The sequence below is a fragment of the Bradyrhizobium sp. UFLA05-109 genome (assembly GCF_054185165.1).
Genome location: NZ_JBBIAR010000042.1, coordinates 59,430 through 82,051, shown reverse-complemented (window position 1 = coordinate 82,051; position 22,622 = coordinate 59,430). Strand labels below are relative to the sequence as shown.

Annotated in this window: 22 protein-coding genes and 1 riboswitch; of the genes, 3 read left to right on the top strand and 19 right to left on the bottom strand. The window is 63.9% G+C overall.

Annotation, left to right across the window (positions count from 1 at the left end):
* From Q3C01_RS27915 to Q3C01_RS27905, 3 genes are all read right to left on the bottom strand, one after another.
* Positions 1 to 929 (bottom strand): hypothetical protein (locus Q3C01_RS27915; protein ID WP_458148504.1); only part of this gene is annotated, 929 nt, incomplete at its 3' end.
* 102 nt (positions 930 to 1,031) lie between these two features.
* Positions 1,032 to 1,454, bottom strand: a complete 423-nt coding sequence (locus Q3C01_RS27910; protein WP_458148503.1) for a PAS domain-containing protein — start codon at positions 1,452 to 1,454, stop codon at positions 1,032 to 1,034.
* 110 nt (positions 1,455 to 1,564) lie between these two features.
* Positions 1,565 to 2,671, bottom strand: coding sequence for a 2'-deoxycytidine 5'-triphosphate deaminase (locus Q3C01_RS27905; protein WP_458148502.1), 1,107 nt, complete (start codon positions 2,669 to 2,671; stop codon positions 1,565 to 1,567).
* 109 nt (positions 2,672 to 2,780) lie between these two features.
* Positions 2,781 to 2,860, top strand: a riboswitch (SAM riboswitch).
* Between the two features lie 74 nt (positions 2,861 to 2,934).
* Between Q3C01_RS27905 and Q3C01_RS27900 the strand changes: the two genes are divergently transcribed.
* A complete protein-coding gene (locus Q3C01_RS27900) occupies positions 2,935 to 4,122 on the top strand; it encodes an O-succinylhomoserine sulfhydrylase (protein ID WP_458148501.1) in 1,188 nt (395 codons plus the stop codon).
* Between the two features lie 117 nt (positions 4,123 to 4,239).
* Here the strand turns inward: Q3C01_RS27900 and Q3C01_RS27895 are convergent, their stop codons facing one another.
* From Q3C01_RS27895 to Q3C01_RS27885, 3 genes are read right to left on the bottom strand one after another with little or no spacing between them, the layout of a single operon-like run.
* A complete protein-coding gene (locus tag Q3C01_RS27895) occupies positions 4,240 to 5,232 on the bottom strand; it encodes an SGNH/GDSL hydrolase family protein (RefSeq protein ID WP_458148500.1) in 993 nt (330 codons plus the stop codon).
* A gap of 12 nt (positions 5,233 to 5,244) precedes the next feature.
* Entirely contained in the window at positions 5,245 to 6,024 is a 780-nt protein-coding gene (locus Q3C01_RS27890) for an SGNH/GDSL hydrolase family protein (protein ID WP_458148508.1), read from the bottom strand.
* A complete protein-coding gene (locus tag Q3C01_RS27885; protein ID WP_458148499.1) occupies positions 6,024 to 7,331 on the bottom strand; it encodes an OpgC domain-containing protein in 1,308 nt (435 codons plus the stop codon). Before Q3C01_RS27885 ends, Q3C01_RS27890 begins: the two co-directional genes overlap by 1 nt.
* Before the next feature lie 178 nt (positions 7,332 to 7,509).
* On the opposite strand from Q3C01_RS27885, the gene apaG reads away from it, so the two are divergent.
* Complete coding sequence (gene apaG, locus Q3C01_RS27880) at positions 7,510 to 7,905, top strand: Co2+/Mg2+ efflux protein ApaG (RefSeq protein ID WP_027521510.1); 396 nt, start codon at positions 7,510 to 7,512, stop codon at positions 7,903 to 7,905.
* Positions 7,906 to 8,029: 124 nt separating this feature from the next.
* Here apaG and Q3C01_RS27875 read toward each other — a convergent pair whose 3' ends face one another.
* The 3 genes from Q3C01_RS27875 to Q3C01_RS27865 form a co-directional block, all read right to left on the bottom strand.
* Positions 8,030 to 9,037 (bottom strand): Hsp33 family molecular chaperone, encoded by a 1,008-nt coding sequence (locus Q3C01_RS27875; RefSeq protein WP_458148498.1) that lies wholly within the window; start codon positions 9,035 to 9,037, stop codon positions 8,030 to 8,032.
* Positions 9,038 to 9,364: 327 nt separating this feature from the next.
* Positions 9,365 to 10,288, bottom strand: coding sequence for an ornithine carbamoyltransferase (gene argF, locus Q3C01_RS27870; protein WP_458148497.1), 924 nt, complete (start codon positions 10,286 to 10,288; stop codon positions 9,365 to 9,367).
* Positions 10,288 to 11,496: an aspartate aminotransferase family protein gene (locus Q3C01_RS27865; RefSeq protein ID WP_458148496.1), complete on the bottom strand. Its 1,209-nt coding sequence runs from the start codon at positions 11,494 to 11,496 to the stop codon at positions 10,288 to 10,290. Before Q3C01_RS27865 ends, argF begins: the two co-directional genes overlap by 1 nt.
* A 455-nt stretch (positions 11,497 to 11,951) precedes the next feature.
* Here Q3C01_RS27865 and Q3C01_RS27860 point away from each other — a divergent pair, with 455 nt between their 5' ends.
* On the top strand, positions 11,952 to 12,464 hold the full coding sequence (locus Q3C01_RS27860) for a GcrA family cell cycle regulator (RefSeq protein ID WP_254102331.1): 513 nt from the start codon (positions 11,952 to 11,954) through the stop codon (positions 12,462 to 12,464).
* 84 nt (positions 12,465 to 12,548) lie between these two features.
* Here the strand turns inward: Q3C01_RS27860 and phoB are convergent, their stop codons facing one another.
* The 10 genes from phoB to Q3C01_RS27810 all read right to left on the bottom strand — a co-directional run bounded on the left by phoB (position 12,549) and on the right by Q3C01_RS27810 (position 22,559).
* Positions 12,549 to 13,256, bottom strand: coding sequence for a phosphate regulon transcriptional regulator PhoB (gene phoB / locus Q3C01_RS27855; RefSeq protein ID WP_449377720.1), 708 nt, complete (start codon positions 13,254 to 13,256; stop codon positions 12,549 to 12,551).
* 14 nt (positions 13,257 to 13,270) lie between these two features.
* A complete protein-coding gene (phoU, locus tag Q3C01_RS27850; protein WP_027521516.1) occupies positions 13,271 to 13,987 on the bottom strand; it encodes a phosphate signaling complex protein PhoU in 717 nt (238 codons plus the stop codon).
* A gap of 11 nt (positions 13,988 to 13,998) precedes the next feature.
* Positions 13,999 to 14,817, bottom strand: a complete 819-nt coding sequence (gene pstB / locus Q3C01_RS27845; RefSeq protein ID WP_458148495.1) for a phosphate ABC transporter ATP-binding protein PstB — start codon at positions 14,815 to 14,817, stop codon at positions 13,999 to 14,001.
* Positions 14,814 to 15,659, bottom strand: coding sequence for a phosphate ABC transporter permease PstA (gene pstA / locus Q3C01_RS27840; protein WP_458148494.1), 846 nt, complete (start codon positions 15,657 to 15,659; stop codon positions 14,814 to 14,816). Before pstA ends, pstB begins: the two co-directional genes overlap by 4 nt.
* 1 nt (position 15,660) lies before the next feature.
* The gene (gene pstC, locus Q3C01_RS27835) at positions 15,661 to 16,650 is read right to left on the bottom strand and encodes a phosphate ABC transporter permease subunit PstC (RefSeq protein WP_458148507.1); all 990 of its coding nucleotides are present in this window, start codon (positions 16,648 to 16,650) and stop codon (positions 15,661 to 15,663) included.
* Positions 16,651 to 16,856: 206 nt separating this feature from the next.
* A complete protein-coding gene (gene pstS / locus Q3C01_RS27830) occupies positions 16,857 to 17,867 on the bottom strand; it encodes a phosphate ABC transporter substrate-binding protein PstS (RefSeq protein ID WP_458148493.1) in 1,011 nt (336 codons plus the stop codon).
* A gap of 143 nt (positions 17,868 to 18,010) precedes the next feature.
* A complete protein-coding gene (locus tag Q3C01_RS27825) occupies positions 18,011 to 19,309 on the bottom strand; it encodes an ATP-binding protein (protein ID WP_458148492.1) in 1,299 nt (432 codons plus the stop codon).
* 34 nt (positions 19,310 to 19,343) lie between these two features.
* Entirely contained in the window at positions 19,344 to 20,399 is a 1,056-nt protein-coding gene (locus Q3C01_RS27820) for a putative bifunctional lysylphosphatidylglycerol flippase/synthetase (protein WP_458148491.1), read from the bottom strand.
* 467 nt (positions 20,400 to 20,866) lie between these two features.
* Complete coding sequence (locus tag Q3C01_RS27815; protein ID WP_458148490.1) at positions 20,867 to 21,163, bottom strand: hypothetical protein; 297 nt, start codon at positions 21,161 to 21,163, stop codon at positions 20,867 to 20,869.
* 1 nt (position 21,164) lies between these two features.
* A complete protein-coding gene (locus Q3C01_RS27810; protein WP_458148489.1) occupies positions 21,165 to 22,559 on the bottom strand; it encodes an OmpA family protein in 1,395 nt (464 codons plus the stop codon).
* Positions 22,560 to 22,622 lie beyond the last annotated feature (63 nt).

Below are 22,622 nucleotides of genomic sequence, written 5' to 3'. Positions count from 1 at the left end.
CGATGGTAATCCGCCACGTCGTCCATCAGCTTCCAGCTCTGCTGGCGGATTTCGAATGTGCCTCCCGACGCAGCAAGATCGGCCGCATCGTCCTGCGCGGCGAGCAGCACGTTCAAGAAAGATGCAAACTCCTTCGCGCCGCCGCGGCGCGTCCCCAGCGCCGCCGCGGCCTCGTCAAAACTCTGCATGCCGATCAGCTTGCCCGTCAGATGCAGCAAATATCCGGCATCCTCGGGACCAAACAACTGCACCATCACGGGCGCGGCCGTACGGACATATTCCATCGCGTAATTACGATAGGCTTTTTCCAGCCGCGGCTTTGGCCAGCTCGCGACCGGCAGTGCCGGCGCGCTGTTCGCATCGAACAGTGGTGCTTCGAGATGGCGCGCGAATACCAGGCGCTGGGCGAGTTCGAGGGGATCATCATATTCGTAGTAGTAACCTTCGAGCCCATCCTGGCCATCGACGCTTTGCTTGGTGCAGACGAAGCCGAGCCTGAGGTCGCCGAGCACGACGCCATTGTTGACGTGCCAGCCACGCAGCATCGCGCGTGACACTTCGCCGGGAATGCCGCAGATCGCGGGGCCCTTCCAGATCCAGCGCGGTGGCGGATAGCGGATCCAGGCCTTGCGATCGCTCTCATACATGTATTCGACATGCACGCCGCCGATCCAGTTGGAGAGATAGTGATATTGCGCGACCGCGACCGCCGGCGGCAGATGGCGCAGCCCGAGCTTGTCGAGCCCTGGCAGGAAACGCTCCTGCTGCTGGCGGCGAAACACACGGAAGACGAATTCAGCAGCATCCGCCGTGCCGCGCCGCGTCACCACGGTGAGGATGAGGCCGGTGAAATAAGCGTGGTAGAGATCGGCGATGGCACGCCAGCGTTTCCACTGGGCTTCCTGCGCGGAGTCCAAAGCGGTGGCCATGTTCGCTCCCGATCATTGTTTTGATCGAGTGTGTCACCGCACCCGGTGACAGGCAACCGGACGCTCATGCAGGGCGCCTCAGCTCCTTCGTCCAATTCCGCATCACGAAGTTTGCGGCGGCGATGCGGCCTTGGCCGCGCGCTCGCGCGCGACCCTCTCGGTCGCGTCGCGCGCCATAGCCACGGCGCCAAGCACGGCACCAGCAACATCGCGCACCAGCGCAAAGGTCATCTCGATATAGAGCTTGCGCCCGCTCTTGTGCAGCGCGCGGGTCAGCGTGGGCCGGCCGGCAAGCTTCATCGTGCCGCTCGACGTCGCACTCTCAAAGCCCTTCCAATGCGCGGCGCGCAAATGCTCGGGTACGATCAGGTCGAGGTTCTGGCCGAGCGCTTCTTGTGCCGAGAAGCCGAACAGAGCGCTCGATGCGCGATTCCATCGAACGATCGTGCCCGCGCGATCCGAATAGATCAGCGCATCCGCGGCATCATCAAGGATTCTTGCGTCGAGTTCGGATTGATCTGTCATTTCGCCCTCCTTCACCGAGGAGCAGTCCGGATGGAGCGAAGCGTAATCCCGGACCCTGCTTGGCGAAAGCCCCGGATTTCGCTGCGTTCCATCCGGGCTACGAAATGCGGCTACACCCGAAAGTGCTTGGAGAGCTTCAGGCCCTGCGCCTGGTAGTTCGAGCCGATGCGCTGGCCGTACATGGCGTCGGGGCGCGCCAACATTTTTTCGTAGACGAGACGGCCGACGATCTGGCCGTGCTCGAGGATGAAGGGCACCTCGCGCGAGCGCACCTCGAGCACCGCGCGCGCCCCCTGCCCGCCCGCACCGGCGTAGCCGAAGCCGGGATCGAAGAACCCAGCATAGTGCACGCGGAATTCGCCGACCAGCGGATCGAACGGCACCATCTCCGCGGCATAGTCCGGCGGAACCTGCACCGCTTCCTTGGAGGCGAGGATGTAGAACTCACCGGGATCGAGGATGAGGCTGCCGTCGGGACGCGCCGAGATCGGCTCCCAGAAATCCTCGACCGCGTAGCCGGCACGGCGATCGACATCGACGACGCCGGTGTGGCGCTTGGCGCGATAACCGACGAAGCCGCCGCCCTTTTCGCCGGAGAGATCGACGGAGACGGCGACACCACCGGTGAGATCGGCCTCGTCAATGTCGACGAGGCGCTCGGTCGCATGAAGCGCCTCGAGCTGATCGATGTTGAGGATGGCATCGCCGGTGCGGAAGCGCACCTGCGAGAGCCGCGAGCCCTCGCTCACCAGTACCGGAAACGTTTTTGGGCTGATCTCGGCATAGAGCGGGCCGTGATAGCCCGCACCGATCATGTCGAAACGGCGGGTGCCGTCGGCGATCACGCGGGTGAAGACGTCGAGCCGCCCGGTCGAGCTTTTCGGATTGGCGGCCGCGACGATCTCCGGCGGCAGCGCGAGGCTCTCGAGCAGCGGCACGATGTAGACGCAATTGGTCTCCAGCACCGCGCCGTCGGTGAGGCTGAACTCATGCAGCTTCAGCTCGTCGATGCGTTCGGCGACAGTGGCGCCGGGCCCGGGCAGGAAGCTCGCGCGGACACGGTAAGCGATATCACCGAGGCGCAGATCGAGGCTCGCCGGCTGGATCTGGCTTTCGACGAAGTCGTAAGCAGGCAGGATGAGCCCGTCATCTGCCATCGCCGCGATCATGCGGTCGGGCAGGATACCATTGGCGTCGGCGGCGACCGTGAACGTCAACCGGTGGTCCTCATCTCGGGTCAAAACGCATCCAAAAATGCGTAAAACGAACCTTTTACCGCTATCCGATGCATGCCTTGACGAAAAGGCCATGGCGGAATATGAGCATGACTTATCCCGTGGTGATTTGAGCCGGCCGGCTTGCAGCCACGTTAAATAAATCGCTAAACAGGCCGGGGACCTCTGTGATCCCGGCCAGTGGAGATATCCAGGCCGGTTTTTTTGTGACCATTTTCGCATCAATGGTCATGTCGGAGGTACCTATGTCGAAGTCGCCCGCTACTTACCGTCCCGAAACCCGGCTGGTTCATTCCGGCACCCTGCGCTCGCAATATGGCGAGACGTCCGAGGCGCTGTTCCTCACACAGGGCTACGTCTACGCAAGCGCCGAGGAATGCGAGGCGCGGTTCAAGGGCGAGGATCCCGGCTTCATCTATTCGCGCTATTCCAACCCGACGATCGCGATGTTCGAGCAGCGCATGATCGAGCTCGAAGGCGCCGAAGCCGCCCGCTCGGCAGCAACCGGCATGGCCGCGGTGACGACCGCGATCCTCGCGCCCTTGAAGGCCGGCGATCACTTGGTGGCATCAAAGGCGCTGTTCGGCTCGTGTCTCTACGTGGTGCAGGATCTGTTGCCGCGCTACGGCATCGAGACCACGCTGGTCGATGGCCTCGATCTCGACCAGTGGCAGCGCGCGGTCAAGCCGAACACCAAGACGTTCTTCCTGGAGAGCCCGACCAATCCGACGCTCGACGTGCTCGACATTCCCGCCATTGCCGAGATCGCCCACAAGGGCGGCGCGCGACTCGTCGTCGACAATGTGTTCGCGACGCCGATCTGGCAGAGCCCGCTGGCACTCGGTGCCGACGTCGTCGTCTACTCCGCGACCAAGCACATCGACGGCCAGGGCCGGTGCCTCGGCGGCGTCATCCTGTCTTCGGAAGCGTTCATCGCCGAGCACGTCCATAATTTCATGCGCCAGACCGGGCCGTCGATCTCGCCATTCAACGCCTGGGTCCTGCTCAAGGGGCTGGAGACGCTCGGCGTGCGCGTGCGTGCGCAGACCGACACCGCGGCCCGCGTTGCCGAAGTGCTCGCGAGCCATCCGAAGATTTCGCGGCTGGTCTATCCCGGCCGCGCCGATCATCCACAAGCGGCCCTCGTGAAGAAGCAGATGCGCGGCGGCTCGACGCTGGTCGGCTTCGAGGTCAAGGGCGGCAAGCAGGCCGCCTTCCGCGTGCTCAATGCCTTGAAGCTCGCCAAGATTTCCAACAATCTCGGCGATGCCAAGAGCCTGGTGACGCATCCGGCGACCACGACGCACCAGCGCCTGAAGCCGGAAGACCGCGCCGCGCTCGGCATCAGCGAAGGTTTTATCCGCTTCTCCGCAGGGCTCGAGCATGCCGACGATCTGATCGAGGATCTCACCGCGGCGCTGGAGAAGGCGTAACCACGCACTCGAAATCGTAGGGTGGGTTAGCCGAGGGCGTAACCCACCTCTTTAGTTCTCCACTCGTCGAAAGAAGTGGTGGGTTACGCTTCGCTAACCCACCCTACGACAATGGAGCTACATCGGCCGGTAGGTCCGCACGTCCGCAGGCACGTTGACACCGAGCTTGATCTGGCCAACGGAACGGATGATGTCGTCGCCGAGGAGCTGCGCGAAGCACGCGTAGCCCCAATCATTCATGTGCAGGCCGTCGGAGATCACGAAACTCTCGACCGGAATGGCCTGCTTCTCGTGCCAGTCGCGCATCACCTCGAAGCGTGGGAAGATACCGACGTGGCGGAGTTCCGCGACGCGGCCGAGCAGCTTCACCATCTTGCCGGCGCTCTCGGGGCGCTCGGTGACGCGCGGCGAATACTGCGGATCGACCAGCACGATGTCGGCATCGCCAGCCGCCTGGATGCGCGTGATGCCGTCCTCGACGAGCTTGGCGGTGTCGCCCGGATCGAGGTTGCGCAGCACCGCATTGGTGCCGACCTGCCAGATCACGAGGTCCGGATGCACGTCGATCACCTCTTTCTGGAGGCGCTTCATCATCTCGGGCGCGTCCTCGCCGCCGACGCCGGCGTTGATGACGGTGATGTCGGCGGTCGGATATTGCCGGCGGAGCTGCGCGGCAAGCCGGTTCGGATAGTTGAAATCAGGCGAGCTCGCACCGAAGCCTGCCGTCGACGACGAACCGAACGCGACGATGACGACCGGCTTGCCCGCGACCAGCTTGCCCGCGACATGCGGCAGCGAGCCCATCGATTTCGCGCTGCCCCTCGGCGGCAGGCATGGCACACGGCCAAAGATGTCGCCGGCAGATTTGGCGACCTGCTTGACCTTGTCGATGGCCCGCGCGGTGAACCCGCGCTGTCCGGGAGATTCTTGCTGGCTGGTCGCGGTGGTCGTGGCCTGCGGCGCGGGGGCCGGACTAGCGGCCTGCGGGTCCGTTGGTGCGGCAGCCACGGCCTGCGCGTGGGCGGGTGACAACGCAATAGGCATCAGCAGCGCGGCCGCTATGGGCGCAGCCAGCCATGCCGTCAGGCCAAAAGGGCGGAAAGAACTCATTTACGCTAAACCTCAGTTTTGCTGCTGGGCCGGACCGAGATGGGCTGCATCGACGACGAACTGCGCCAGCGCCCGGCCAAGGCAATCATGGACCTGTTTCGCCAACTCCGGCCCGCGCGACGGATTGAACAGGTCAAACTGACCCTGATCATTCCATTGACGCATGATCGCGAAACGGTCGAACAGCGGGATGTCATGCTCCTGCGCCACCACGCGCATATTATCGAGATAGGGCGGCACCGAGATCATGGTTTCGGTCCGCGGGCTGTACTGCAAGTTCATCAATATAACGTCGGCCCCAGCGTTTTGCAGCGCAGTAACGCCATCCGTGACGGCACCGCGGAACTCATCGGGATCGATGGATCGAATAGCATCCACGGTCCCGGTCTGCCAGATGACCAAAGTAGGCCTTTTCGCCTCCATGAGCTTAACGAAGCCGGATGCGGCCTCTTCTGCCGTCTTCTTGCTCTGTAGTTCTACGGAGACATGCACCGATTCCGACGGCAGCTTCTCCTTCAGGACCGCCTGAAGCCGGGCCGGGTAAGAACTTTCTTCCGACGACGGGATGGTGGTCGACCGGCTGCCGATGACCAGGATTTCGAGGGGTTTTTCGCTGCTTACGGCCTCGGCGACCTTCGGCAGCTTGCTTTCGGTGGCGAGCAGGTAGGACGGCACCTCGCACGCCGCAGGTCCTGCGGGCGCTTGAGGCGCAGCATTATCCTCGGCGCGCGCGGAAGGCGCGGCAAGTGCACCGCATAGCAGGATCAGGCTCAGGAGAACCTTCGCCTTCATCAGCCCCCTCCCGCCAGATCGGCGTTGCCGGCGGCGTTTTTGGTTTTGGAACCGCTCTTGTCGGCCACCAGCTTGTACCACGAAATCACCCAGGCCATGGCCCACATGATCAGGATTCCGCAGAGACTAATCAGCGCATGCATGCCCGGACTGCCGGACACCTCGGCCAGGATGAAATGGCCGGCAAAGGCCAGGAACACGCCCAGACAGAAAATCTCCAGCGAGTGCTGGCCGCAGAGGATCAGCGGCCTCAGGAGGGGCGATTTCAGGCCCGGCCAGTCCCGCGGCAGGAAGCGCACGGTGAGCGCGGCCAGCGCCAGGAAATGCGTGAAGCGCAGTACGTCCAGATCGGTCTTGTCGATCGGATACATCCACTGCTCGATCCGCTTCGGCATGAAGTGGGAGAGCTGCGGCAGGTACCAGGTCAGCGTCACGTAGAACGCAGCCGCCAGATAGGCGATCGAAATCCACATCGTCACGGGTGATGCCAGGATCCGCGACATGCGCCGCGCACCTCCGAGCGCACACCAGGCCCCGAACACGAACAGCAATTGCCAGGCGAGCGGGTTGAAGGCCCAGAAGCCATTCGGATAGGCCGAAAGATAGAGATCGAACTCCCAGGTCACCACGTAGAGCACGACCGAGAGGCCGAGCGTGAGATCCGGCTTCCATTTCATCAGCCAGAGGATCAGCGGCAGCGCCAGCATCAGCACGATATAGAGCGGCAGCACGTCCATGTTGACGGGCCGGAAGCGCAGCAGCAGCGCCTGCACGATGGTGACGTCGGGCTGCTTGAGGAAATCCATGATGCCCATCTCTTCCGTGTAGAGCGGGTTCTCGAAGCTGGTCGCGACGTAGGAGATTTCCGCGAGGAAGATCGTGAACAGGAAGACGTGGGCGACATAGATCTGCCAGACCCGGCGCAGGATCCGCGCAGTGGCGATGACGAAGCCGTTTTCCAGCATCGCGCGGCCGTAGACGAAGGCCGCGGTGTAGCCGGAGATGAAGATGAAGATCTCGGTGGCGTCGCTGAAGCCGTAGTTGCGGATGGTGAACCAGGTCAGCAGGTTTGGCGGCAAGTGGTCGATGAAGATCAGCCACAACGCAAGCCCGCGAAAGAGATCGAGCCGAAGCTCACGCTCGCCGATGACGGGCAGCGTGATAGCAGGCGCCGCCGCGCGCGGCTTCGCCTCGACGGACTTCGACTTGGCGTCCAAGGACTTGGCATCCAAGGACTTAGCATCTAAGGCCTTGGCATCCGCGGTTCCGGCGATCGGCGATCCCGTCACTTGGTCGGCAATGGTCATCGGGCCAAAACCCTTGCGCAAATCGCAGCGTTTGAGGAGTGTACCGGGCCGGTGGCCTGCTCGCAAAGCGATCGGATCACATTGGGGTGTAACTACCGTGCCGATTCGGGCGGCACGATGTCGCTGACGCTGCGGGCCGCGATTGGTTCCCGGTGAGGTTTTCGTTATGATGGCAACCATGTACCGTGCCGTGACCCGCCAGATCGAAGTGACCGTCGAGCCGAACTTTGTCCCGGAGCAGTCGTCAGCCGAGCGCTCTCGCTACTTCTGGTCCTACACCATCGTGATCACCAACTCCGGCGACGAGACCGTGCAGCTCAAGACGCGGCACTGGATCATCACCGACGCGACAGGGCGGCAGCAGGAAGTCAAGGGCGAAGGCGTGATCGGCGAGCAGCCGATCCTCGCGCCCGGCGAGCGCTACGAATACACCTCGGGCGTCCCGCTCTCGACCGCCTCGGGCTTCATGACCGGCCGCTACCAGATGGTCAACGAAAGCGGCGAGCGTTTTGAGATCGACGTGCCGACGTTTTCGCTCGATAGCCCGGATGGCGGCAAGCGGGTGTTGAACTGAGGGGCGGCATGCTGCGGTAGGGTGGACAAAGGCGCGAAGCGCCGTGCCCAACACCTCTCCAATCATGTGATAGAAGTGGTGGGCACGCTTGGCTTTGCCCACCTTACGACTTCTGACCGCTTGGCTAGGCGTTCTCCACCCCCGCCTCGTGCGGCGTGAATTGATACACCGAGCTACAGAACTCGCAGGTCACGACGACCTTGTCGTCCTTGACCATCGCGGCGCGATCATCGGGCGAAAAGCTCTTCAGCATCGCCGCCACCGCATCGCGCGAGCAGGAGCATTCCGCTTTCAGACCCAGCGGATTGAACACGCGCACGCCGCGCTCGTGAAAAAGCCGGTACAACAGCCGCTCGCCCGAGAGATCGGGATCGATCAGCTCGACGTCCTCGACCGTACCGATCAGCGAGCGCGCTTCGACCCAGGCATCGTCCTCGGCGACGGTATGCGGCGAGGTGCCTTCGGGCGCGTCGCCGGGATGCATGTCGGCCTGTCGCGCGCGCTCCGGCGCCTTCGGCAAGAACTGCATCAACAGACCACCGGCGCGCCAGCGGTGCTTGCCGCCGTCGCTCGAGCGCCATTCCTCGCCGACGGCGAGGCGCACCTTGGTCGGGATCTGCTCGGAGCGCAGGAAGTATTCATGCGCCGCATCTTCCAGGCTGCCACCGTCAAGTGCGACGAGGCCCTGGTAGCGGCTCATGTCCGGGCCCTGATCGATCGTCATGGCGAGATGACCGCGACCAAGCAGCGAGCCGGAGTCCTTTGCCCCGCCGAGCCGCGAGGCATCGTAGCGGGCATAGGCGCGCAGGCGGTTGGGCGCCTTGAAGTCGACCACCAGGAATGACACCGGGCCGTCAGTCTGCGCCTGAAGGATGAAGCGGCCTTCGAATTTCAGCGCCGAGCCGAGCAGCGTCGTCAGCACGATGGCCTCGCCGAGCAGCTTGCCGACCGGCGCGGGGTAATCGTGCTTGGTGAGGATATCGTCGAGCGCAGGCCCGAGCCGGGTCAAGCGCCCGCGCACGTCGAGCGCATCGACCTCGAAGGGCAGCACGGCGTCGTCGACGGGAACGGAAGACGGCGCGCGAACCGGACTTTCGGGCCCGGCTTTGATGTCAGGGGATTGGGGGACCATGGCGCTCTATCTGGGGTCGGAGTGAACGAAATGAAAGGGGCGGCAAGGCGCTCCGTTTTTGATGCAGAATGGATCGTACACAGCACACCATATTCGGTGTCGTCCCGGCGCGCGCAAAGCGCGAGCCCGGGACCCATAACCACAGGATTGCGTTGTGGCGGAGATGACAACCCCGAGTCTTCGCTAAACTCCACCCTGTGGTTATGGGTCCCGGATCTGCGCTCCGCTTCGCTGCGCTTGTCCGGGACGACGACCGAAGATAGGGCAACGCCACGCTGCCATCATCACGGTTCTCTCATTGTCGTCCGCCAGGACGGCGATCCAAACCTATTTCACCGCGTCAAAGCACCAGGCCAAAATACCCTTCTGCGCGTGCAGACGGTTTTCAGCCTCGTCGAACACGACGGATTGCGGACCATCGATCACCTCGTCGGTGACCTCCTCGCCGCGATGGGCGGGCAGGCAGTGCATGAACAGCGCATCGGGCTTGGCGAGCGACATTAGCTGGGCGTTGACCTGGTAGGGCTTGAGCACGTTGTGGCGACGCTCGCCCTCCTTGTCGCCCATCGAGACCCAAGTGTCGGTGACGACGCAATCGGCGCCGCGCACCGCAGCTTCCGGATCGGTGCCCAGCATGATCGGAGCGCCCGTCGCCTTGACCCAGTCGCGCATCGCCTTTTTCGGCGCGAGCTCCGGCGGGGTCGCGACATTGAGGTTGAACTTGAAGCGCTCGGCGGCATGCGCCCAGGAGGCGAGAACGTTGTTGTCGTCGCCGGTCCAGGCCACTGTCTTGCCCTCGATCGGCCCGCGATGCTCCTCATAGGTCATGAGATCGGCCATCACCTGGCACGGATGCGAGCGCCGCGTCAGTCCGTTGATGACAGGCACTGTCGCGTTCGCCGCGAGCTCGAGCAGCGCATCGTGATTGAGGATGCGGATCATGATGGCATCGACATAGCGCGACAGCACGCGCGCGGTGTCGGCGATGGTCTCGCCGCGGCCGAGCTGCATCTCGGCGCCGGTGAGCATGATGGGCTCGCCTCCGAGCTGGCGCATGGCGACATCGAACGACACCCGCGTCCGCGTCGACGGCCGCTCGAAGATCATCGCCAGCGTCTTGCCTTCGAGCGGCTTGACCGGCTGATGCGCCTTCTGCTTTGCCTTCATGGCCGAGGAGGCGGCGAGCATGCTCTTGAGCTCCGACAGCGGCAGCTCGTTGATATCCAGAAAGTGCTTGGGCGTCTTGCTCATCAGCTTGCCGCCGGCGTCTTGAGAGTGGATTCAATCGCGGTGCAGGCGCGCTCGAGCCGCGCGATGCCCTCCTCGATTTCCGCCTCGGTGACGATCAAGGGCGGCAGGAAGCGCACCACATTGTCGCCGGCGCCGACGGTGAGCAGCTTTTCGTTGCGCAGCGCCGTGGCAAGATCGCCCGAAGGCACCACGGCCTTGAGGCCGATCAACAGCCCCTCGCCGCGCACTTCGCTGACGACATCCGGATGGCGGTCGATCACGGAGGCGAGCTTCTGCTTGAGCAGCAGCGACATCTTCTGCACGTGATCGAAGAAACCGGGCTTGAGCATGACGTCGAGCACGGCGTTCGCCGCGGACACGGCGAGCGGATTGCCGCCGAAAGTCGAGCCGTGCGAGCCGGGCGTCATGCCGGAGGCCGCCTCGGCGGTCGCAAGGCACGCGCCGATCGGAAAGCCGCCGCCGAGTGCTTTCGCAAGCGACATCACGTCGGGGGTTACGCCGAGGCGGCGATGTGCAAAGAGTTCGCCGGTGCGGCCCATGCCGGTCTGCACCTCGTCGAAGGCGAGCAACAGCCCATGCTCGTCACAGAGCTGGCGCAGCGCGCGATAGAATGCGGGAGGAGCAGAGCGCACGCCGCCCTCGCCCTGGATCGGCTCGATCAGGATGCCCGCAGTCTGTGGGCCGATCGCCTTCTTGACGGCTTCCAGATCGCCATGCGGCACCTGGTCGAACCCGTCCATCGGCGGACCAAAGCCTTCGAGATATTTTGCAGACCCCGTGGCAGCGAGCGTTGCCAGCGTGCGGCCGTGGAACGCGCCCTCGAAAGTGATCATGCGGTAGCGCTCGGGATGGCCCTTGGTGGCGTGATAGCGGCGCACCACCTTGATCACGCATTCCATCGCCTCAGCGCCGGAATTGCAGAAGAACACGAAGTCCGCAAAGCTCTCGTTGCAGAGCCTGACCGCGAGCTTCTCGCCATCCGGGCTCTGGAACAGGTTCGACATGTGCCAGAGCTTTGTCGCCTGCTCCTGCAGGGCCTTGACCAGATGCGGATGTGCGTGACCGAGCGCATTCACGGCGACACCCGATGTGAAATCGAGATAGCGCTCGCCACTGGTTGCGACCAGCCAGCAGCCTTCGCCGCGCTCGAAGCCGAGCTCGGCCCTGGCGAAAACGGGAAGCAGATGCGTCGCGGCGCTCTTGGTCATGACGGTCACTTGGATGTTGGGGCCGGCTGAGGCTGCGTTGCGCAGCGCATCATTGACCTGCCCGGAAAACGAAACGTGCCGCCTTTTAAGGGCGGCACGTGACACCATTTTATGCTTGGAAAAACCGCTGTCAATGCCGCCAGAAGGCCGTGCGAGGCGCGCGGCCCGTAGTCTTGCGGTGGCGATTTTGAGAGTTTTTTAAGACGGAACATGTGGACGCGGAGCCGCAGACTCTTGCGCGGGAGTCACGCCATATTGTAGCGTTTCTCCTGTCAGATACGACATCTCGTGCAGCAGTTCTGATCCTCTAAGTCCTCATGTACCGGCGTAACGTTCAGGTGCGTTTTTCGCGCCCGGCGAGCCTTAAGGGATTCTGACGGCACGGGTTTTTCGAGGCTTAGACATCGCCACGTGGCCCCAAGGATTGGCTGGCGCGCGGCGAGGGGAAGGGTGCAATGACGGTTTTGACCTGGTCCGACGATCGCGTCGAGCAATTGAAAAAGCTCTGGGAAGCCGGGCTTTCGGCCAGCCAGATCGCTGCCGAACTCGGGAATGTGACGCGCAACGCCGTAATCGGCAAGGTGCACCGGCTGGGCCTGTCCGGTCGCGCCAAGACCCCGTCCTCGGCGGCTCCCCGGCCGCGCAAGGCACGCCCCGCGCAGCACATGATGCGGGTGAGCCGGCCGATCTCGCGCGGCAACACCGCCCTCGCCCAAGCCTTCGAGGTCGAGGTGGAGCCCGATCCCATCACCTATGACAATGTCGTACCGATGAGCCAGCGCCTGTCGCTGCTCGAGCTCAACGAAGCGACCTGCCACTGGCCGGTCGGCGATCCCTCGAGCCCGGATTTCTTCTTCTGCGGCGGCAAGTCGCTCTCGGGCCTGCCCTATTGCGCGCAGCACTCGCGCGTCGCCTACCAGCCGGCGGCGGATCGTCGGCGCGCACCGGCTAAGCCGGGAACACGCTGAGTTCAGCCACAAACGACAACGTCCCGGCGCAGGGCCGGGACGCCTGATCGAGAAACGTCAGCGCGCCATTTGGCGCGCTTTTTTTTACGTTTGCTCAGCCTTCGCGAAACGATCATCCAGCGCGTAGCCGGCGCCGCGGACCGTGCGGATCGGATCCTGCTCGCGGCCGAGATTGAGCAGCTTGCGCAGACGGCCGATATGGACGTCGACGGTGCGCTCATCGATATAGATGTCACGGCCCCAGACGCTGTCGAGCAGCTGCTCGCGCGAGAACACCCGGCCGGGATGCTCCAGGAAGAACTCCAGGAGGCGATATTCGGTCGGGCCGAGGTCGATCGGCCTGCCCGAGCGGGCGACGCGGCGCTTCTCGCGGTCGAGCTCGATGTCGCCATAGGCGAGTATGGTCGCAAGCCGCTCGGGGCTTGCACGCCGCAGGAGGCCCTTCACGCGTGCGAGCAACTCGGGCACCGAGAACGGCTTGACGATGTAGTCGTCGGCGCCGGTCGCAAGCCCGCGCACCCGCTCGCTCTCCTCACCGCGCGCCGTGAGCATGATGATCGGCAGCTGCTTGGTCTCGGGCCTGGCGCGAAGCCTGCGACACAGCTCGATGCCGGACAGGCCCGGCAGCATCCAGTCGAGCACGATCAGGTCGGGGATGTGCTCTTTGAGACGGGTGTCGGCGTCGTCGCCGCGCATCACCGTCTCGACATCGTAGCCGTCGCCTTCGAGGTTATAGCGCAATAGCTCGGTCAGCGCTTCCTCGTCCTCAACAACCAGAATGCGTGCGCCCATGGCGTCGTCGCTCCTTAAGTGTTCGGCACGGTCGTGGCGAAGGTGGTCATGTCGCCCTTCGGACGCTTGTCCGCGATGGCCTGACCTTCGATCATATAGAAGACGGTCTCGGCGATGTTGGTCGCATGGTCGCCGATCCGCTCGATATTCTTGGCGCAGAACATCAAATGGATGCAGAACGAAATGTTGCGCGGATCCTCCATCATGTAGGTCAGGAGCTCGCGGAACAGCGAAGTGCAGATCGCGTCGACCTCCTCGTCGCCCTTCCACACCATCATCGCCGCTGGCAGATCATGCGCGGCATAGGCGTCCAGCACCGACTTGACCTGCTGCTGCACGAGGTCGGTCATGTGCTCCAGGCCGCGGAACAGCTTTAGCGGATGGAAATCGGTCTCGAGCGCGGCGACGCGCTTGCCCATGTTCTTGGCGAGGTCGCCGATGCGCTCCAGATCGGTCGCAACGCGCATGGCGCCGACGATCTCGCGCAGGTCGACAGCCATCGGCTGGCGGCGCGCGATCGTGAGCACGGCGCGCTCCTCGATCTTCTTCTGGAGCGCGTCGATCTCGGCGTCGGTTGCTACCACGCGCTGGCCGAGCGCGACGTCACGGCGGATCAGCGCATCGACGGAATCGACGATCATGCGCTCGGCAAGGCCACCCATCTCCGCAACGAGCCGCGTAAGCTCCTGGAGGTCGGTGTCGAAGGCCTTTGCGGTATGTTCAGAAGCCATTTCCTGTCTCCTCAGCCGAAGCGGCCGGTGATGTAGTCCTGGGTACGCCGGTCGCTGGGCGACGTGAAGATCTTGCTGGTCTCGTCGAACTCGATGAGCTCGCCGAGATACATGAAGGCGGTCTTGTCGGAGACGCGCGCCGCCTGCTGCATGTTGTGGGTGACGATCGCGATCGTGTAGTTCTCGGCGAGCTCCTGGATCAGCTCCTCGACCTTGGCGGTCGAGATCGGATCGAGCGCCGAGCAGGGCTCGTCGAACAGGATCACCTCGGGGCGCACCGCCACGGTGCGGGCGATGCAGAGACGCTGCTGCTGGCCACCGGAGAGCGACAGGCCGGAGGCGTTGAGCTTGTCCTTGACTTCGTTCCACAGCGCACCACCGCGCAGCGCCTTCTCGACCCGGTCGTCCATCTCGGACTTGGAGATCTTCTCATAGAGGCGGATGCCGAAGGCGATGTTCTCATAGATCGTCATCGGGAACGGCGTCGGCTTCTGGAACACCATGCCGACCCGGGCACGCAGCAGGTTGAGGTCGAGCTTGGGGTCGAGGATGTTGGTCTGGTCCAGCATCAGCTGACCGGTGGCGCGCTGCCCCGGATAGAGATCGTACATCCGGTTGAAGATGCGCAGCAGGGTCGACTTGCCGCAGCCGGACGGGCCGATGAACGCCGTGACGCGGTTGGTGCCGAGCGTCATGTTGATGTTCTTCAGCGCGTGGTGTTCGCCGTAATAAAAGTTGAGGTTGCGCACCGTCACCTTGGCCGGAGCCTCAGGCAGCGTCGGCGAGGCCTGACGCCCGGTGGAACCTACGGAAACGGACAGATCGCTCATTTTGCAGTCCTCTCGGCGCCAAGAATGCGCGCGCCAATGTTCAGGGCAAGCACGGTCAGGGTGATCAGAAGCGCCCCGCTCCAGGCCAGTTGCTTCCAATAGGCGTAGGGGCTCTGAACGAAGTTGTTGATGGTGACCGGCAGGTTCGCCATCGTCTTGTTCAGGCTCAGGCTGAAGAACTGGTTCGACAGCGCGGTGAACAGTAGCGGCGCGGTCTCGCCGGCGACGCGGGCGGTCGCGAGCAGCACGCCGGTGATGAGGCCGGAGCGCGCCGCGCGGTAGGCGATCCGCTTGATCACCAGCGAGCGTGGCAGACCGAGGGCGGAAGCCGCCTCACGCAACGCGTTCGGCACCAGCAACAGCATGTCCTCGGTGGTGCGCAGCACGACCGGGATCACGATGACGGCGAGCGCCAGCGCGCCGGCGATCGCGGAGAAGCCACGCATCGGCACCACCACCGCGCCATAGATGAACAGGCCGATGATGATCGAGGGCGCCGACAAGAGGATGTCGTTGATGAAGCGGATCACCGAGGTCAGCTTGTCGTTGCGGCCGTATTCGGCGAGATAGGTGCCGGCGAACATGCCGAGCGGTGCGCCGATGCCGACGCCGATCACGGTCATGATGATCGAACCGATGATGGCGTTGCGCAGGCCGCCTTCGGTCGAGCCCGGGGGCGGAGTGTCCGCGACGAAGATCTGAAGGTTCAGACCGGTGATGCCGTTGTAGAGCAGCGTGATCAGGATCAGCGCGAGCCAGGTGACGCCAAAGGCGGCGGCACCGATGCAGAGACCGCGGACGACGATGTCCTTGCGGCGGCGACGTGCGTAAATCGGGTTCATGTTACTTCCCCGCCTTCTTTTCGAGACGCAGCAGCATCAGCCGCGCGCCTGCGAGCACGAAGAACGTCAGCACGAACAGCAGGAGGCCGAGCAGGATCAGGCCTGACTGGTGCAGGCCGTCGCTCTCGGCGAACTCGCTCGCGATCGCCGCCGAGATCGTGGTGCCCGGCGCGAAGATCGAGGACGATATACGGAAGGAATTGCCGATGATGAAGGTCACCGCCATGGTCTCGCCCAGCGCGCGGCCGAGGGCGAGCATGACGCCGCCGATGATGCCGACGCGCGTATAGGGGATCACCACGCTGCGCACGACCTCCCAGGTGGTGCAGCCGACGCCGTAGGCGGCCTCTTTGAGGACCGGCGGCACAGTCTTGAACACGTCGACCGAGATCGAGGTGATGAAGGGCAGCACCATGATCGCAAGGATCAGCGCGGCGTTGAACAGGCTGAGATAGGACGGCGGGCCGGCGAAGATCGCGCCCAGCACGGGAACGCCGTCGAACAGCTTGATCATGAAGGGCTGGAAGGTGTTGGCCAGGAACGGGCCCAGCACGAAGAAGCCCCACATGCCGTAGATGATCGAGGGAATGCCGGCGAGCAGCTCGACGGCCATGCCGATCGGGCGGCGCAGCCATTGCGGGCAGAGCTCGGTGAGGAAGATCGCAATGCCGAGCCCGACGGGAATGGCGATCAGCATCGCGATGAAGGAGGTGATGAGCGTGCCGTACATCGGCCCGACCGCGCCAAGCACCGGTGGATCGGCGGACGGCGCCCAGCGCTGCGTCCACAGGAACGCGAGGCCGTATTCCTTCATCGCCGGGAACGCCCCGATGATTAACGAAACAATGATGCCGCCCAGGATCAGCAGCACCGAGATCGCGCTGAGACGCGTGATCCAGTAAAAGGTCAGATCGCCCAGCTTGAACGCGCTCAACGCTTTGGCGCGGTCATACGGTCCGGCGGCCTCGACTATATCGCTTTGAACGGCCATCTCTGCCACGCCGATCCCCTGTTCTACCTAAACTCTTTCGCAAGCCGCTGATACCGCGGTCTTCTCGACGAATTGTCCCGCGTCATTCGGGACTACGCCCTCAAGGGCGCAGGCCGGAATCCAGGACGCGCTATCGCCGCACTCAGGATTCCGGACGTTGCCGGCGTCACCCGTGCCCCGGATACCGGGGCACGGGCAGAAGAGCCTTAGCTCTTGATGTCCGCAGACCAGGTCTTCTCGATGAGCTGGACGACGCTGTCCGGCATCGGAATGTAGTCGAGCTCCTCGGCCATCTTGTCGCCGTTCTTGAAAGCCCAGGCGAAGAACTTGAGGGCTTCCTTGGAGGCAGCCTTGTCGGCCGGATCCTTGTGCATCAGGATAAAGGTCGACGCCGTGATCGGCCAGGACTTGTCGCCGGGCTGATCGGTCAGGATCACGTAGTAGCCAGGCGCCTTGGCCCAGTCGGCGTTGGACGCGGCGGCCTGGAAGGCCTCGACCGTCGGCTGCACCGTCTTGCCGGCCTTGTTGACGAGGCCGGTGTAGGTCAGCTTGTTCTGCTTGGCATAGGCGTACTCGACATAACCGATCGAGTTCTTGGTCTGGCTGATGTTGCCCGACACGCCTTCGTTGCCCTTGGCGCCGACACCGACCGGCCATTCGACCGCCGTGCCCTCACCGACCTTGCTCTTCCAGTCCGCGCTGGCCTTCGAAAGGTAGTTGGTGAAGTTGAACGTGGTGCCCGAACCGTCCGAGCGGCGAACGACGGTGATGGCGTCCGACGGCAGCTTCACGTTCGGATTGAGCTTCTTGATGGCCGGATCGTCCCACTTGGTGATCTTGCCGAGATAGATGCTGGCGAGCGTCTCGCCGTCGAACACCATGTCGCCCGGCTTCACGCCCTCGATGTTGACCACGGGGACGATGGCGCCCATGACCATCGGCCACTGAACGAGGCCGTCCTTTTCGAGCTGCTCGGCCTTGAGCGGCGCATCGCTGGCACCGAAGGTCACGGTCTTGGCCTGGATCTGCTTGATGCCGCCGCCGGAGCCGATCGACTGATAGTTCAGACCGTTGCCGGTCTCCTTCTTGTAGGCATCAGCCCACTTCGAATAGATCGGGAACGGGAAGGTCGCGCCGGCGCCGGTGATGTCGGCCGCGAAGGCCGACGTCGATGCGGCGACCAAGCCAGCAGCGACGATAGTTTTGATGAAATTCATGCTGGTCTCCATAGTGGGGAGCGAAGCGCCATGCGCGCCCGATCGCGCTCCCGCGCCGCTCGTTTAGGAGCGGTCGGTAGTGCTTTTACGAAGGTTTCGTGACAGTGGGATGACGGACTTAAGCAGCTGAAATAGTTTGCATTTCAGGTTGAAGCCGGAGGCTTCGCCTGGGGAAAACAGGCGGTGAAAGTGGCACCCTGTCTGAGCACGCTTTCGATCAAAAGCCGGCCGCGATGCCGGTTAACAATATGTTTCACCAGCGACAAACCGAGGCCCGTCCCGCCCTGCGAGCGGCTGTCGCCGACGTCAACCCGGTAGAAGCGCTCCGTCAGCCGCGGAAGGTGTTCCGGCGCAATGCCGGGGCCGAAGTCGCGCACCATGACCCGAATTTCCGGCGAGCCATCGGCCGCCGTGACCATGGAGAGCGAGACGATCACCCGCCCGCCTGAGGCTCCGTATTTCAGCGCGTTCTCGATCAGGTTCTCGAACAGCCGCAACAGCTCCTCGCGGTCGCCCGCGATCATCACCGCCGTCTCCGGCAGATCGATCTGGACGTCTACCTGGCGCTCGCGCGCCAGCGGTTCGAGCCCGTCGGCGACCTGGCGGATGATCGGCACGACATCGACGAGCGTGTCGGGCCGCACATGTGCCGACAATTCCACCCGCGACAGCGACAACAGATCGTCGATCAGCCGCGCCATGCGGGTCGCCTGGGTGTGCATGATGCCGAGGAAGCGCTCGCGCGCTTTCGGATCGTCCTTGGCCTGGCCCTGAAGGGTATCGATGAAGCCGGAGAGTGCGGCCAGCGGCGTGCGCAGCTCGTGGCTGGCATTGGCGACGAAATCGGCGCGCATCTCCTCGACCCGACGCAACGGCGTCTGGTCGTGGAAGGTCATCAGCATGCATTTGTCGGCGCCGCCGAACGTGGTCGGCACCGGGACCGGCGTGATGATCAGCTCCATCCAGCGGTCGACTGGCACGTGATCGAGATAGTCGGCGCGGCGTGGCTCGCTGGTCGCGATCGCCTCGCGCAGCGCGGTGATGATCTCGGGCGAGCGTAGCGCGAACTGGGCGAGCTCGTTCTTGCGCAGCGCCGGCGCGAGCCGGGCTGCGGCGGCATTGAGATGGATGACGCGTCCGGCACGGTCGAGCAGAACGGCCGGGTCCGGCATGCCCGAGACCACCGCGGCCACCGCCGCGTTTTCGACCGGGTTGACACGGCGAACATCGTCGCGCGAGGCGGCAGTATCGTGCAGACGCCAAGGGATCAGCGCCGCCGCCGCGATGCAGAGAAACACCGCCAGCGCTCGCATCGCCGACAATTCCCCGAGCGAGACCACCACCGACAGCGCCAGCGCCGCCGCAATCAGGATGATCGCGGCGTGCCGCAGCCGGTCGGACCAGGGCTGGACCGAGGGAGAAGGGTGGGCATCGATCGCCATCGGGGCAGGCTTCTCCTTAAGAATTGTCGGCCGGTCAGGCGCTCTTGTCGCTGCGCTCTCTCACATAAGCGGCTTCGCGCGCAGGACCCGGATCGAGCTTGAGGGCCGCCTGCTGCAGGCGTTTCGATCGGGCGCCGATAATAACCTCTCGAAACGTCAGCAAGATTACAGATATGACAAAGGGCGAAAGATAATAGAGGACGCGGAACAGCAGCATTCCTCCGAGAAGCTCCTCGCGGTCCATCTGCCACAGCCCGACCAGCATGGCGGCGTCGAATACGCCGAGGCCGCCGGGGGAGTGACTGGCGAAGCCGAGCAGCGTGGCGGAGACGAAGATCACCGCGACCACGACGAAGCCGAGATTGGGCTCGTCCGGAACCAGCACGTACATCGCGAGCGCGCAGAAGCCGAGATCGACGATGCCGATCGCGATCTGGAGCAACGTCAGCGGGCCGCCCGGCAGCACCACCGTCCAGGGACCACGACCGACCACGCGCGGCTGGGTCCAGACCCAGACGACATAGGCGACCAGTGCGACGATGATGCCCATGGCGACGAGCCGGTTGAGCCAGGGCGGGAGCTGGTCGATCGCGGCTGCAGCTTCGGGGTGATAGGTAATCCCGAGGCCGAGCACCGCGGCATTGCCGAGCCAGAACGTGAGGCCGGCGAGGAAACAGATCTTGGCGACGTCGATCGCATTGAGGCCCCAGGCCGAGTAGATGCGATAGCGCACCGCGCCGCCGGTGAAGACGCTGGCGCCGACATTGTGGCCGATCGAGTAGCTGGTGAAGGCGGCGAGCGCATTGATGCGGTAGGGCACATGGGCGTGGCCGATCGCGCGCGTCGCAAACAGATCGTAGAAGGTCAGGGTGAAATAGCCGGCGGCCACGAACAGCGCCGCCATCGCGATCTGGCTCGGCTCGGTGCTCTTGATCGCCTCGACCACCTCGTGGAAGTCGATGCCGCGGAGCATGTGGTAGAGCACGTAGCAAGCGATGCCGATGACCGTCACGCTGATCACGACGCCAAGCTTATGCAGGATTTGCTTCTGGCGCAGAAACGTCATGGCCCTGCGTATGGCTTCCAGCATCTAGACCTCGAACTACGCTTCCGCGGCCGTGGCGGCCGGCGAAGTGGCGGACGTGCAGGTACCCGGCAACCCCTCGGCGCCGGCTCCAGCTTCGCGCATGCTCCCCGCCCCTCCAGTAGCGCGTTTTGGCCTGGAGTGGAATTCGCCAATAAGCACAAAAACGCGTTTCTTCAATATTTTAGGCAGGTGCCCGTATTTGCCTTGCACCGTTTGGCTCTTTTTCGCGACGGCCTTTGCCGAATCTGTATCGCGATCCTGCGTACGGGCCATGAAGTTTTGATGATTTCACCCGTGCAATGTTCCAACGCGGCTTAAGCCGACGTCAATTCTTTGGGTCCGCGATCGACGGTGGAAGGGCAGGCCGGAATACGGTTATGGCATGCGCCGAAGCGCCGCGGCCCTGCGCGGCGCCCAAGGCGCAGTCACCAGGGCAGTCAGTTCGCCTTGCGCATGGGCATGTGCAAGGCTCAGGCCGCGGGCGCGCTGCGCGAGACGACCCAGTTGCGCAGGCATGCACCAATGGTGCAGCCGACGAGATAGCAGCCGAACATGGTAAGGCCGAGGTCGAGCCAGTAGCCGAAACGGCCGGGGACCACGCGGGCAAGCGAGGCTGCGACGAGGGCAGCCACGAGGACCGCAAGCCAGCGCGCCAGCACCTTCGATGTGCCGTTGCCGCGCTGGACCACCGAGATCCATCCCATCGCCAGTCCGAGCAGCAACGATCCGACCAGCCAACCCCAATGGAACGACAACAGAAATAACATGTCATCTCACCAGAAATTCGATGCGGCGGTTTTGTGCCTTGCCTTCGTCGGTATCGTTGCCGGCAACCGGCTGCGTGCTGCCATAGCCGACCGCCGTGAAGCGATCGGCCGGAAGGCCCGCCTTGACGAGATAGTCGATCACGGCCTGGGCGCGCTTCTCCGACAGTGCCTGGTTGAAGGCGTCCTCGCCGTCGGCGTCGGTGTGGCCTGCGACCTCGATCGTGGCGTTCGGACAGCGCAGCGCCGTTTCGATGAGGTGATCGAGGAGACCCGCGGAATCCGGGTCGATCGTGGCGCGCTTCGGTTCGAAGCGGATTTTGCCCTTGGTCAGGAGTTCGGAGAACAGCTGTTGACAAACCGTGCCATCGACCGGACCGGCAGCAGGCTTCACGGTGATTTCCGGCTTGTACTGCCAGGTCTTGGGAAAATCCTTGCCGAGGCCCGCGCGGATATCGGCTGCCGCGCCCTCGTAGAGTGCATCACCCGACAGCTTCACCTCGCGATCCGACACCACCAGCGTGCCGGTCGACAGCCGTGACAGAGCCCTAAGCGCGGCGACCACCGAACTGCCGAACGAAGCAGGCGCGCCGACGCTGGCCTTGAGATTGTCGACGACCTTCTCGCCGAAGAATTTTCGCCCCGCCGCTGTGGCGATGGCCGCGTGGATATTGTTGTCGGGAACGTAGCCGGTCAGCGTCACGGTCGCCGCGACCGGATCCTTGTAGGCCTGGAAGATGTAAGGCGGCGCCTTGACGTCGTTGGTCGCGACCGAAAAACCCTCGGGCAAATTCTTCAGCGCCGCCGCAATGGCTTCGCGGCCGCCGAGCTCGCGCGCCATGCCGGACAGGCTGACGCTGGTGTCGGAGATCGTGATCTTGCCGTCCTTGAGCTTGCCGACCTGGTCGAGCAGGAGCATTGCGGCATTCTCGAAGCGCGGCGGTGCGCCGCGCGCCAATCCCATCTGATCGGCGACCTCGATGCCGCCGAGATCCTTGCGGGCGGCCTCCACCAGCCGGCCCTTGACCCCCGGCAGCGGCGCGCTGCCGGACAGGGTGACCCGGACGACGTCCCGTTCCGCGTTCCAGACGAAGGGCTTGGCCTCGGGAACCAGCCGGGTCTGGTCGTCGACCAGGCGCACGCCCGGCACGGTTTCGACCGCCACGACGGCGTCGCGACGGCCCTCCTCCGAGAAGGCTTCGGCGGCAAAAGTGACGTCGCGGCCGACCACCTCGATCCGGGTCTTGTCCAGAACGGTATTCTTGAGCGCTGCGGCGGAGCGGGCGGACAGGTCGGCTTCCAGCGGCAACGTGTTATTCCAGGCCGCAATTCCCCACATGACGGCCAACGGGATCAACCCCGGCCACCATTTGCTGGCCCACCTGAAAAGCTTCTGCATTCGACGACCCGAACTCTGGAACCGGAGACAAAACAAACCCTTGGCGGGCTGTCAAACCGGAAA

What these genes read in the sequence shown, in the direction of transcription:
- Q3C01_RS27910 (WP_458148503.1), bottom strand. Translation starts at nt 1,454, where the DNA reads ATGACAGATCAATCCGAACTCGACGCAAGAATCCTTGATGATGCCGCG.
- Q3C01_RS27900 (WP_458148501.1), top strand. Translation starts at nt 2,935, where the DNA reads ATGTCGAAGTCGCCCGCTACTTACCGTCCCGAAACCCGGCTGGTTCAT.
- Q3C01_RS27895 (WP_458148500.1), bottom strand. Translation starts at nt 5,232, where the DNA reads ATGAGTTCTTTCCGCCCTTTTGGCCTGACGGCATGGCTGGCTGCGCCC.
- Q3C01_RS27890 (WP_458148508.1), bottom strand. Translation starts at nt 6,024, where the DNA reads ATGAAGGCGAAGGTTCTCCTGAGCCTGATCCTGCTATGCGGTGCACTT.
- Q3C01_RS27885 (WP_458148499.1), bottom strand. Translation starts at nt 7,331, where the DNA reads ATGACCATTGCCGACCAAGTGACGGGATCGCCGATCGCCGGAACCGCG.
- apaG (WP_027521510.1), top strand. Translation starts at nt 7,510, where the DNA reads ATGTACCGTGCCGTGACCCGCCAGATCGAAGTGACCGTCGAGCCGAAC.
- Q3C01_RS27875 (WP_458148498.1), bottom strand. Translation starts at nt 9,037, where the DNA reads ATGGTCCCCCAATCCCCTGACATCAAAGCCGGGCCCGAAAGTCCGGTT.
- argF (WP_458148497.1), bottom strand. Translation starts at nt 10,288, where the DNA reads ATGAGCAAGACGCCCAAGCACTTTCTGGATATCAACGAGCTGCCGCTG.
- Q3C01_RS27865 (WP_458148496.1), bottom strand. Translation starts at nt 11,496, where the DNA reads ATGACCAAGAGCGCCGCGACGCATCTGCTTCCCGTTTTCGCCAGGGCC.
- Q3C01_RS27860 (WP_254102331.1), top strand. Translation starts at nt 11,952, where the DNA reads ATGACGGTTTTGACCTGGTCCGACGATCGCGTCGAGCAATTGAAAAAG.
- phoB (WP_449377720.1), bottom strand. Translation starts at nt 13,256, where the DNA reads ATGGGCGCACGCATTCTGGTTGTTGAGGACGAGGAAGCGCTGACCGAG.
- phoU (WP_027521516.1), bottom strand. Translation starts at nt 13,987, where the DNA reads ATGGCTTCTGAACATACCGCAAAGGCCTTCGACACCGACCTCCAGGAG.
- pstB (WP_458148495.1), bottom strand. Translation starts at nt 14,817, where the DNA reads ATGAGCGATCTGTCCGTTTCCGTAGGTTCCACCGGGCGTCAGGCCTCG.
- pstA (WP_458148494.1), bottom strand. Translation starts at nt 15,659, where the DNA reads ATGAACCCGATTTACGCACGTCGCCGCCGCAAGGACATCGTCGTCCGC.
- pstC (WP_458148507.1), bottom strand. Translation starts at nt 16,650, where the DNA reads ATGGCCGTTCAAAGCGATATAGTCGAGGCCGCCGGACCGTATGACCGC.
- pstS (WP_458148493.1), bottom strand. Translation starts at nt 17,867, where the DNA reads ATGAATTTCATCAAAACTATCGTCGCTGCTGGCTTGGTCGCCGCATCG.
- Q3C01_RS27825 (WP_458148492.1), bottom strand. Translation starts at nt 19,309, where the DNA reads ATGGCGATCGATGCCCACCCTTCTCCCTCGGTCCAGCCCTGGTCCGAC.
- Q3C01_RS27820 (WP_458148491.1), bottom strand. Translation starts at nt 20,399, where the DNA reads ATGCTGGAAGCCATACGCAGGGCCATGACGTTTCTGCGCCAGAAGCAA.
- Q3C01_RS27815 (WP_458148490.1), bottom strand. Translation starts at nt 21,163, where the DNA reads ATGTTATTTCTGTTGTCGTTCCATTGGGGTTGGCTGGTCGGATCGTTG.
- Q3C01_RS27810 (WP_458148489.1), bottom strand. Translation starts at nt 22,559, where the DNA reads ATGCAGAAGCTTTTCAGGTGGGCCAGCAAATGGTGGCCGGGGTTGATC.